Source organism: Dyadobacter psychrotolerans, assembly GCF_004349265.1.
In the GTDB taxonomy this organism is placed as follows: domain Bacteria; phylum Bacteroidota; class Bacteroidia; order Cytophagales; family Spirosomataceae; genus Dyadobacter; species Dyadobacter psychrotolerans.
Map to the genome: position 1 here is coordinate 197,759 of NZ_SMFL01000004.1, position 11,509 is coordinate 209,267.

Sequence of the window (11,509 nt, forward strand, 5' to 3'; positions counted from 1 at the left end):
AATTTGATAAATCCTTGAATGAATTAAACGTTTGTTTGTAAAAATCAAACGATCGTTTGATTTTTATTTTTCTATCTGTTACGTTTGCATTGTTAATTAACAAAAGTCAATTATAATCAGGTAAAGAGCAATGGATAATGGATTATAACGCAAAGCAGATACAGATCATTGAAGTTGCCGAAAGGCTCTTTGCACAAAAGGGATTTTCCGGCACTTCGGTCAGGGACATTGCTCAGGAGGCAGATATTAATGTTTCGATGATTTCATATTATTTCGGATCAAAAGAAAAGCTGATCGAAGCATTGTTTAAGATTCGTACCGTGGAGTCACGGTCCAGGATTGAAACGATCATATCAAATGATGATTTGACTCCGATACAGAAGGTTTATATTTTGATAGATAGTGTGATTGAACGGCTGATGGGGAATCAATGCTTTCATAACATCATGATGCGTGAACAACTCTCTTCAGAGCGGACGCCAATTATTTCCGACCACATCATGAACCTTAAAATGAAGAATACAGAACTAATGCAGACGCTGATAACAGGAGGTCAGGATGCCGGTGTTTTTCGGAAAAATATAGATTTCAGCCTGATGACCACAACCCTTTACGGCACGATTAATCAGGCCATTGCCACGCAGCATTTTTACAGAAAAATAAACCATCTGGAAGATTTGAGTGAGGAAGAATTCCAAAACTTAATGAAACGCAAACTGAGTCAGCATCTAAAGAATTTATTTAAATTAACAGTATCCAATGAACATCAGAATCAGCACTAGAAACATGCTATCGCTGACAGTCTTTTTTGTTTTGATTGTCGCGACATCTCGTTCCAACGCACAAACTGCCCAAACAATAACTTTGGAGCAAGCCGTAGAAATGAGTTTGAAAAATAGTAAACAGTTAAAACTAAGCCAGACAAATGTAGATCTGGCAGCTTTGAACATTCGGCAGATTAAAGATAATCAATTGCCAAGCCTTAGTGTCTCGGCCTCTTATCTGCGTCTGAATTCGCCTAACATTGATTTAAAAATCAGACAAAGCGACAGTACATCTTCTGGTAGCTCCTTTCAGGTACACCAGGCTATGTACGGAATGGCGAGCGCCTCACTTCCTTTATTTTCGGGATTCAGATTTAAATACGGACTTGAATCTGCCCGTTATTTGGAACAGGCTGCCAAGCTTGATTCGGAGTATGATCGTGATGCGGTGATACAAAATACAATTTCGGCTTACAGTAATTTATATAAATCAAAAAAGGCGGTTGATCTGGTGTCGGAAAACCTGAAACGTGAGCATGAAAGGGTAGTAGAATTTACAAATCGTGAAAAAAATGGGTTGCTTGCACGTAATGATCTGATGAAGGCTCAATTACAGGAATCCAATGTGCAGCTGGCTTTACTTAATGCAGAGAACGATTTGAAAATTACGATGGTTAATACGGGTTTGTTACTGGGCCTACCTGAAAACACTGCCCTTGTTGCCGATTCAAATAGTTTTATTTCGCTGAAAGCGGCCGGAAACGTAAGTGAATGGGAACAAACAGCACTTTCACACCGCAAAGACATTGCTGCCAACGGCATTCGTCAAAAGGCAGCAGATTCAGATATCAAAACAGCCAAAGCAGATCTTTATCCAAGTGTAGCGTTAACTGCCGGTTATGTTGCGCTCAATATTCCGGGTGTTGCCATGATCCCAAATGCGATGAACGCAGGAATCGGAGTGAGATATGATGTAGCATCTCTTTGGAAATCGGGTACGAAGATAGAACAGGCGCGCGTAAGGGTTGGGCAGCTTAAAACAAATGAAGAAATTCTTTTGGACCGTATTCACCTGGAAGTAAACACAGCATACTACAATTATGTGCTGAGTCAAAGAAAAATCGATGTGTATGCCAAGGCAGTTGAGCAGGCAGACGAAAATTACAGGATCACTAAAAATAAATATGATAACAGCCTGGTGACCACAACTGATTTGCTGGATGCTGATGTGGCACAGGTACAGTCAAGAATCGATTACGAGGCTGCAAAAGCAGATGCTGTAGTTGCTTTCAAGCGGTTAGAGCAAACAGCAGGTGTAATCAACTAACATATAAATCAAAGACATTCTATCCATTCGAACGATCATACTAATATGGAAACCACGCAGAACATCACAACAGAAGAAATGCCAAAAAAGAAAAATTACACCTTCGTCATCATACTTGCATTACTGGTTATTGTAGGGGGAACCTGGGGTTATAACAAATACAATCATGGTCAGCATCATGAAGAAACAGATGATGCACAGATCGATTCCGATATTAGTCCGGTGATCCCGCGTATATCGGGTTACGTAACAGAAATCCGGGTGAAAGATAACCAGTCCGTTAAAAAAGGAGATACATTAATTGTTTTAGATAACCGTGACCAGATTATAAAACTGGAACAGGCGCGGGCCGGTCTGGCAGGATCCGAGGGCAACCTTACTGCTGCCAACGCAACAACGTCTGCGTCTGCCGCAAGCGGAATAACCTATCAGGCAAACGTGTCCGTTGTGGCTGCTCAGATTGAAGAGGCAAAAGTAAATGTCTGGAGAGCCAATCAGGATTTTGCCAGATATGAAAATCTGATTAAAGACCATTCGATCACGCAGCAGGAATTTGAGCAGGCGCAGGCAACCAAGCAAAAAGCGGAACGTCAGCTGGCTGTTTTGGAAGCACAAAAAAATGCAGCTCAACGTCAGGCAAAAGCAGCTAGCTCACAAACGCAGGCTACGTCCCGTCAAACAAATATTGCTAATGCGAACATTAAAGTTCGTCAGGCAGAAATTGCCAATGCAGAACTAACGCTTTCTTATACTGTGATTACTGCTCCAACCGATGGCCGTGTTTCAAAGGTAAATGCCCAAGTAGGACAGTATCTGCAGGCCGGACAATCTTTGTTCAGCATTATTTCGACGCATAAACCATGGGTCGTAGCTAATTTCAAAGAAACACAGCTTACGAGAATGAAACTGGGGCAACGTGTTATCGTGCATGTGGATGCGTATCCTGAACATGAATTTGTTGGAAAAGTAGCATCTTTTTCACCTGCAACAGGTGCTCGTTTTGCCCTTCTTCCTCCGGATAATGCAAGCGGAAACTTTGTTAAAGTCGTACAACGACTTCCGGTTAGAATTGAGTTTGAAGAATCAAAAGGTGAATTTATTTCCGAATTACGCCCGGGTATGAACGTGTTTGTAGACGTAGAGTTGGACTAGTTCTTGGCAAACAGATCACAGTTCACAGTAAACAGAACATCATTTGAGATACTGTATACTGTAAACTGTTGACTTAAAACTTAAATAAATGGAATTACAGGAATCGCTTGTTGAATACGGATTTCGGAGGGTAATCATCACGCTGACTGCGGTGCTGTGTGCTTTGCTGGAAATCGTTGATACGACCATCGTTAACGTTGCCCTCAACGACATGCGGGGTAATTTGGGAGGAACGCTCTCGGAAGTAAGTTGGGTTATTACCGCCTATGCGATTGGAAACGTTATTATTGTTCCTATGACCAGCTGGCTATCACAGCAATTCGGCCGAAGGAATTACTTTGCCGCTTCAATTATTATTTTTACAGTTGCCTCCTTTCTTTGCGGACAGGCTGATAACATCTGGGAGCTTGTATTTTTCCGTTTGATTCAGGGTTTCGGAGGAGGTGCTTTGCTGGTGACTGCACAAACATTGATCACTGAAAGTTATCCCCCTGAAAAAAGAGGCATTGCCCAGGCAATTTATGGTCTTGGTGTGATTGTAGGTCCGACTTTGGGCCCTCCGCTGGGAGGCTATATTGTCGATAATTACAGCTGGCCTTACATTTTCTACATCAACATCCCGCTCGGAATCATTGCGGCTTTGCTAACTCTTCAGTTTGTAAGAAGCCCGAAATATTCTGAGAAAAAATCAGCCAGTGAGATTGACTACTGGGGTATCGTTCTTTTAGCAATTGCAGTAGGGTCTTTGCAATATGTTTTAGAAAAAGGGCAGGAGGAAGATTGGTTTAATGATCCGATCATCACTGCGCTTACTGTTACCACCGTTTTTGGTTTTTTCTTTTTCGTATGGAGGGAAATGACCTACAAAAATCCGATTGTGAATCTGCGTGTTTTATCAAACGGAAACCTAAGAGTTGGAACGGTTCTTTCCTTCATACTGGGGTTTGGTCTTTACGGATCAACTTTTATTATTCCGCTTTACACCCAGGCAACGCTGGGCTGGACGGCAACGCAATCCGGAATGCTGATGGTGCCCGCAGCCATTGTAACAGCGATGATGATGCCAGTGGTAGGACAACTTCTGCAACGAGGTGTGAAACAGCAATATCTGGTTGCAGCCGGAATGATATTCTTCTTTATTTATAGTTACTGGGGCTATTTGATTTTGACTCCTGATACGGGTAAAGATGCTTTTTTTAATATGCTGATCGTTCGAGGGATTGGTTTGGGATTATTATTTGTGCCAATTTCCACGCTTGCTCTTTCAACTTTGAAGGGACGTGAAATCGGTGAAGGTGCGGCTTTTACCGGAATGATGAGACAGTTGGGTGGTTCTTTCGGAGTTGCGGTAATTACAACATTCATCGCCCGTCAGAATATGCTTCACCGCAACGATCTGGTAAGCAAACTAGATGTAAATAATCCGGCAGTTCAGCAGCGGGTAGAAGGTTTGCAGCGTACTTTTCTGGCAAAAGGAATGTCTCCTGATATTGCGCTGAATAGCGGTTATAAAATTCTCGACCTTACTGTAACCAAACAGGCTATGGTCATGTCTTACATGGATGTATTTCTATATTTGGGATTGATGTTTCTGATTTGTGTTCCGTTTGTGTTATGGACAAAAAGCGGAAAAGGAAAAGTGGATACTTCTGCGGCCCATTAAAGTATATAAGCTAAAATGAAGACCCATGGCTCTCACCGTGGGTTTTCATTATTTAACTGTACCTGTCATTCCTCCAGGGATACGCCGTATTTGAATAACCTCTTTCTTCCCAAAATCCCAGTTTATTTTTTGGTAAAAATTCGATTCGTTTTATCCATTTACTCCCTTTCCAGGCGTAAAGCTGCGGTGTGATCATACGTACCGGTCCGCCGTGATCGCGTTCCAAAGGTTTTTCGTCGGCCGTGTGAACCAGCAGTACATCTTCTTTTAAGGCTTCTTCCAGTGAGAGATTGGTCGTGTATTTATCGTATGCATGACACAGTACGTGTGTAGCTGTCGGCTTGGGGACAACCAAAGCTGCCAGATCAGCGAGTTTGACACCTTTCCAGGGAACGTCCATCCGCGACCAGGTGGTCACACAATGAAAATCACTTACATCTTCGGTCTGAGGTAAATCCATAAAATCCCTCCATGAGAGTTCCACCGGATTTTCCACCTCACCATCAATGATTAATTTCCATTGAAGCAAAGATACGTCTGGTTTAAAACCCAGATCCAATACAGGCCATTTTACTGTTTTTATCTGTCCGATCGGAAGTTTTGGCATTCCGTGACGGTTGGTTTCACCCGTGCCCATCGGCCTGGGATCCGAAACCGACGGTGTATCTTTCATTTTCTCCTCAAAACGCGCTTTTAGTTTCAGCCTTGCCTCTACTATTTTATCCAGCTTATCTTTTTCTTCCATTTTTTTCAAAAGTTATCCTGATGAATATACAAAACATTATCCTTCGCTAACCCATTGCATCATCAAAGCGGTTAAATATCCGCCGTATGTGCCGATTGCATAACCTAAAATTGCAAGCAAAACACCAACCGGCGCTAATGAGGGATGAAACGATGCCGCTACGACGGAAGCCGAGGCGGAGCCGCCCACATTGGCCTGGCTGCCGACTGCAAGAAAGAAAAACGGTATCTTAAGCCATCTGCAAACGACGATCAGAATGATTGCGTGAATCAGGATCCAGATAAAACCAATGGCAAATAATCCTGGATTGTCTGCGACTGCACCCAGGTCCATCTGCATGCCGATGGTAGCTATCAGAATATATAAAAATACGGCCCCAAGTTTAGATGCTCCGGCATATTCCAACTTTCGAAGCGGTGTTGCAGACAGAAGGATCCCGATAAAGGTGACAATACCGATAACCCAAAAAAAGTTAGAGGTCAAACTATATTTTTCCAGTGCCGGATAGTTTGCAGATAAATAAGGGGTAATAATTTCAGCCAAAGCATGTGCCAGTCCGGTTGCGCCAAATCCGACAGCTGCCAGATAAATATAGTCTCTTACGGCCGGGATTCTGACATTGGCATTATTGTCTTTGTCCATTTGCTCTTTCACTTCGGCAATTTGGCGGTTATCTGCACAAAGCCAGGTATCAATCTTTCCTGAAATTCCCGCGCCATATATCAAAAAAGCCATCCAGAGCTCGGCAATAAGTACATCGACCGCCACCATTTGAGAAAACAGCTTGTCGCTGGGATGAAATACTTCCCGAAGTGCTGTTTGATTCGCACCGCCGCCGATCCAGCTGCCAGCAATAGTGGCCAGTCCGCGCCATACTGCATCTGCACCCTCACCAGCTACGGTTGATGGACTAAAACTACCCACGATCCACAAAGCCAACGGTCCCCCGAGCATAATACCAGCCGTCCCTACCAGCATGGCAATCAAAGCCTGAGGGCCTAATCGGGCCAGTGATTTCCAGTCCATTCCCACCGTGAATAAAACCAGACAAGCCGGAAGCAGGTAACGGGAAACAACTGGGTAGAGCTGCGATGTGATTCCGTTGATGATCCCGAATGAGTTGAGCAGTCCGGGAATGAAATAACATAAAAGTAGGGGTGGAATGACCGAGTAAAAGCGCTGCCAGCTCCTGCCAGGCAAAGAAGCAGTATAAAAAATCAGGGCAAGAATTACCATTAAAAGGCCAAGCACAGCCGCGTCGTTGCTGATCATCAGGTTTATTTCAAAGTCAGGAATGAGTAAAAATAGCTTTGTTTTTTGACTTTATGCTGTTTTAAATAAGATAGACGTGTTTTTCCGTGAAAGGTGTTTTCAATTCTAAAAAATTTCAGTGGCCGGTTGACTAAAATGAGGAGAACGATACAAGCAGTTGGTTTTAAGAAAGTAGCTAAATCGATCGCCATAATGAAATCAATGGAACGCCGGCATTTTTTGCAATTTGCCGGATTGGGCGCAACCATGGCGCTGACAGGCTTTTCCTATAACAGGCAGGCAAAATCAAATTTGTTGAGGCTGGGAGGTCCGGTTTTTCTTAAAAGTGAGGATCCAGCTGAGCTGGCAGCAGAACATCGGCGCCTGGGCTACAGCGCTGCCTATGTACCAGATGTAAATCCGGGCGATTCAGGCAAAATCAGAGAATTACGAAAAGCTTTCGCTGATCGAAACGTCATGATTGCGGAAGTAGGTGCGTGGGTGAACATGCTGGATAGTGATATTGAAAAACGGGCTAAAAATTTAGATTATGTAATTCAAAGACTGGCGCTTGCTGAGGAAATAGGAGCGCTTAACTGTGTTAACATCGGCGGATCTTATAATACAAAACAATGGGACGGGCCTGACCCGAGAAATTTAACCAAAGAATATTTCGATGCAACCGTAGAGAACTGCCGCAAAGTAATTGATGCCGTCAAACCCAAAACGGCAAAGTTTTCACTGGAGATGATGGGATGGAGCCTGCCTGACGGGCCGGATTCTTATTTGAAGTTTATCAAGGCAATTGACCGGCCAGCATTTGGTGCGCATGTTGACATTGCCAACATCCTAAACAGCCCGGAGAGATTCTATAAGAATAAAACGATCATTGACGATACTTTCAAAAAACTGGGACGTTACATAACGTCCTGTCATGCCAAAGATCTGATTGGCAAAGATGTTCATTTGGCAGAAACGATGCCGGGGAAAGGAGGAATTGATTATGAAACCTATATTAGAAATGTGGTGGCTTTACCCCGGCCGGTACCTTTTATGCTCGAACATTTGCGAACGCCGGAAGAATACGATGAAGCACGAAAATTTGTGGTAGATAAAGCGGGTAAAATGGGAGTACAGCTTGCTTAAATTTATATCAAAGCTGATCAGATGCCATTAAAGGTTTCTGATCAGCCTAAACAGGTAAGTCCAAATTAACTAATGTTGAACTTCTGCATCTGTTCTGTTTTGAAATAATTTCCAGAGTTTTCCTGCCAGAATATCAGGCGAATGGGTTGGGCTGTAAGGACGAATAAATCCGTTTATCGTTATCGTACCAGCAAAAATGCCATCCGCTTTCAACCTTTTGTTTAGCTGAAGTGCAAGGTTAAGGGTGGCTGCTTTGCCCAGCGCCAGTGAACCATATTGAGGATTGGGATTTTTTGACAAACCACCACCTGTTAAAAGAACAGCGCCTTCATTTGCCTTCAGATCGTCGTGCAAAAGCTGGGCACTATACAGCGCGTGCGCAACATTTAGTTTGAAATCCTGCACCAGATCATCGGTTGTTTCCGTCCAGATATCTTTGCTTTTAAGAGCCGCCGCATTGTAAAGAAGCACCGAAACGCCCCCTAGTTGGGTTTTTAGATCCGAAATGGCATGTTCAAGTGCCGACTGATCGCCTGCATCCGCGACAGCGAAATAATTGGTAATTCCTTTTTTGCTCAAAGCATCTGAGAGCGTCTGAAGTTTCTCTTCATTTCTGCTGATCAATCCGACTGTATATCCTTCTGATCCAAATTTTTCTGCTACACCTGTACTGAATCCCGGCCCTGCGCCTATGATTAAAATTGATTTGCTCATATAAGTATAACTTGTTTTTTAGGGATTTTTACCATAAAGTAATTACATGAACGACATATTATCTTACCAAAAAATTCCATTGAGGTGCCCGGGACGTTTAATTATACAGGAATTTTATACATTCGCAATTGTAGTGAATTACCGTCAGGTGATTGCCCAAAATGATAATAAACTGCAAGCTGTTCATAATTAAAACCTTACTTGTCTTCAACCATGAAAAAATCCTTTATCAACCCGATGCCTGCTTTTTTTGACAGATACATTAATTTGGTTGAAAACATTCATATTTTTGAAGCCTTTGAGAAGTACAGCCCAGATAAGGTTTACCATGAAATGGAAAAGTTATCCCAGCTGAAAGATCAGGTCTATGCTCCCGGTAAATGGACAATTAAGGATATTATTCAGCACGTGACGGATAACGAGCGGATCATGGCTTACCGCGCGCTGCGGTTTTCAAGAAATGACAAAACGGCCCTGCCAGGATATGACGAAGAACTTTTGGGTGCAAATACGAATGCTGCTAATCGTACATTGCAAGATTTAATGACAGAATTTACTGTTTTAAGAGCCTCGACAATCGCACTCTACCAGGGAATGAGCCAGGAAATGATGCTGCGTTCAGGTGTTGCTTACAAAAGTGAAATTTCAGCTCTGGCACTTGGATTTGTAATTATTGGTCACCCGATTCACCATATGAATGTGATTCAGGAGCGTTATTTTCCGCTGATTTAAATGAGTAAGGCGCTGTTTGTAAGCTGCATAGTCGCCTATAAAGTGCGCTTATTTCTTCTGCCAGACATTGTTAGCTGGTGCAACGTCAGGAAAAACATTTTGTGGATCCAACACTACCTTGCTGACAACACCGGCTGCATCTGGTGTAAACCGGTAAACCGGGCCTTGCTGCCAGATTTCGACGGGTAATTTATGAAACTCTGTTTGTCCGTTTTCAAAAGTAATTTCAATCAGCAAAGGCATTGCGGCCCTTTCCATGTTTTCGATAGTGATTTGAGCTTTGGCTGGTTTGGATTTTTCAGGATTCACAACTTTTGTTACTTTTTGATCCAGCTTGTAATTTTCCAGGAACATCGACTTCCAAAACCAATGTAGATCCTCACCAGTTGAATTGTTGATGCTGCTAAAAAAATCGGATGGCACAGGGTGCTTGTAGGCCCAGTCTCTGATGTATTTTCGGAAAGCCAAATCAAACTTTTCTTTCCCAAGAATCTGCTCTCTTAATAAGGTCAGCAAATAAGCTACTTTTTGATACTGAACGCTATAAACCTGATTTGGGGCGATCACATCAGGCCGCGTCATGATGGGCACCAGCGTGTCGGCAAACAGTGCTAAAACAGGAACGTCAATTTCAGGATAACCGATGAATTCTCCACCGTTAAAATCCTTTGTGGCCATGTTGTCCATAAAAGCATTTAAACCCTCATCCATCCAGGCATGTTTTCTTTCATTGCTTCCAACGATCATGGGAAACCAGGTATGGCCAAGTTCGTGGTTTACTACTGCCCAGTACATATTTCCCTTGTCCTTTGCCGAACAGAAAACCAGACCCGGGTACTCCATGCCGTCCAGATTCGAAGCCACGTTAACCGCTTTATTATACGGATATGGATACCATTTTTCTGAGAAATATTGTAGCGTGAACTTGATATATTCCCCGGAACGCTCCCAGCTTTCAGCCGACTTTGATTCAACAGGATAAAGTGAACTGCCCATCACTTTTTTTCCACCTTGCAGCTTAATTCCAATTCCTTCCCAGACAAAGGCCTTTGAAGCGGTCCAGGCAAAATCCCGCGCAGAATTCAATTTAAATTTCCAGGTGCAGCTTGGTTTGGAGGGTCTGGAAGAGGGCATACTTATCTCATCAGCGGTGCGGATAAATACTTTCTCATCCGATGTCTTCGCTCTTTTCCAGCGCTCTGACTGGACAGGTGTCAATACTTCGTCCGGATTTAAAAGATCACCTGATGCTTCTACGATGTATGCAGAAGGAAGCGTGATGTTAACATCAAAATTTCCGTATTCCAGGTAGAACTCACCATTGCCCAAATAGGGCAATGTGTTCCAGCCGCTTACATCATCAAGCACACAAAGGCGTGGATACCACTGTGCTACGGAATAAATATCGCCTTTTTTAGTTGGCAAAATATCTGTCCGGTTTACATTGAAGTCAGCATTTCGAAAATTTCTGGGAAATTTATAACTGTATTTAATTTGAAAGGAAACCTTTTGCCCGGAAGCAAGTGGTTGATTCAGATCGATCCGCATTCTTGTATCTGTAATCGTATAGCGGGCCAGCTTGTTTGTTGTCTGTGCAGATTTAAAAAGAACAGATTCTATCACAAACCCGCCTTCAAATTTAGAATCGCTGGTGTTACCGGAAAGAAATAATTTAGCATCGAGTCCTTTCGAATGCTTCTTGTAAACATTCTGATCCATTTGTAACCATAGGAAAGAAAGCGTATGGGGGCTGTTGTTTGAAAACGTGATCGTTTCAGTTCCCGCGATCACATCTTTTTTATCGTCAAGGCTGACATCAATTGCGTAATCTGCCCGATTTTGCCAGTAGGCAGGACCCGGCTCGCCAGTTGCTGAACGGTAGGAATTACCTGTGGGTAAAAATGAAGCAGCAGGAAAAAGATCTGACGCTGCATATTTTGATGGGTCCTGGGATTGCGCTGAGACGGTATCAAAGAGGAAAATCAGGCAAAGAAATTTAAAAAAGCGTTTCATGT

The 11,509-nt window shown here is 43.0% G+C and carries 10 protein-coding genes; 6 read left to right on the plus strand and 4 right to left on the minus strand.

The window, feature by feature from the left end:
* The first annotated feature begins 137 nt into the window (after positions 1-137).
* The 4 genes from E0F88_RS12530 (at position 138) to E0F88_RS12545 (ending at position 4,906) form a co-directional block, all read left to right on the plus strand.
* Entirely contained in the window at positions 138-782 is a 645-nt protein-coding gene (locus E0F88_RS12530; RefSeq protein WP_131958600.1) for a TetR/AcrR family transcriptional regulator, read from the plus strand.
* The gene (locus E0F88_RS12535) at positions 760-2,091 is read left to right on the plus strand and encodes a TolC family protein (protein ID WP_165940053.1); all 1,332 of its coding nucleotides are present in this window, start codon (positions 760-762) and stop codon (positions 2,089-2,091) included. The genes E0F88_RS12530 and E0F88_RS12535 overlap by 23 nt, the downstream gene beginning before the upstream one ends.
* A gap of 45 nt (positions 2,092-2,136) precedes the next feature.
* On the plus strand, positions 2,137-3,243 hold the full coding sequence (locus tag E0F88_RS12540; protein ID WP_131958601.1) for an HlyD family secretion protein: 1,107 nt from the start codon (positions 2,137-2,139) through the stop codon (positions 3,241-3,243).
* 88 nt (positions 3,244-3,331) lie between these two features.
* Complete coding sequence (locus E0F88_RS12545) at positions 3,332-4,906, plus strand: DHA2 family efflux MFS transporter permease subunit (protein ID WP_131958602.1); 1,575 nt, start codon at positions 3,332-3,334, stop codon at positions 4,904-4,906.
* A 52-nt stretch (positions 4,907-4,958) separates the two neighbouring features.
* Here the strand turns inward: E0F88_RS12545 and E0F88_RS12550 are convergent, their stop codons facing one another.
* Both E0F88_RS12550 and E0F88_RS12555 read right to left on the minus strand, forming a co-directional pair.
* Positions 4,959-5,651 carry a molybdopterin-dependent oxidoreductase gene (locus E0F88_RS12550; protein WP_131958603.1) on the minus strand — a complete coding sequence of 231 codons (693 nt, stop codon included), beginning with the start codon at positions 5,649-5,651 and terminating at the stop codon, positions 4,959-4,961.
* A 36-nt stretch (positions 5,652-5,687) separates the two neighbouring features.
* On the minus strand, positions 5,688-6,923 hold the full coding sequence (locus E0F88_RS12555) for a DUF819 family protein (protein ID WP_131958604.1): 1,236 nt from the start codon (positions 6,921-6,923) through the stop codon (positions 5,688-5,690).
* 192 nt (positions 6,924-7,115) lie between these two features.
* Here E0F88_RS12555 and E0F88_RS12560 point away from each other — a divergent pair, with 192 nt between their 5' ends.
* Entirely contained in the window at positions 7,116-8,048 is a 933-nt protein-coding gene (locus E0F88_RS12560; protein WP_131958605.1) for a sugar phosphate isomerase/epimerase family protein, read from the plus strand.
* 69 nt (positions 8,049-8,117) lie between these two features.
* On the opposite strand, the gene E0F88_RS12565 is transcribed toward E0F88_RS12560, so the two are convergent.
* A complete protein-coding gene (locus E0F88_RS12565; RefSeq protein WP_131958606.1) occupies positions 8,118-8,762 on the minus strand; it encodes an SDR family NAD(P)-dependent oxidoreductase in 645 nt (214 codons plus the stop codon).
* A 213-nt stretch (positions 8,763-8,975) separates the two neighbouring features.
* Here E0F88_RS12565 and E0F88_RS12570 point away from each other — a divergent pair, with 213 nt between their 5' ends.
* A complete protein-coding gene (locus E0F88_RS12570; protein WP_131958607.1) occupies positions 8,976-9,494 on the plus strand; it encodes a DinB family protein in 519 nt (172 codons plus the stop codon).
* Positions 9,495-9,542: 48 nt separating this feature from the next.
* On the opposite strand, the gene E0F88_RS12575 is transcribed toward E0F88_RS12570, so the two are convergent.
* Positions 9,543-11,507: a M1 family metallopeptidase gene (locus E0F88_RS12575; RefSeq protein WP_131958608.1), complete on the minus strand. Its 1,965-nt coding sequence runs from the start codon at positions 11,505-11,507 to the stop codon at positions 9,543-9,545.
* Positions 11,508-11,509: the final 2 nt, after the last annotated feature.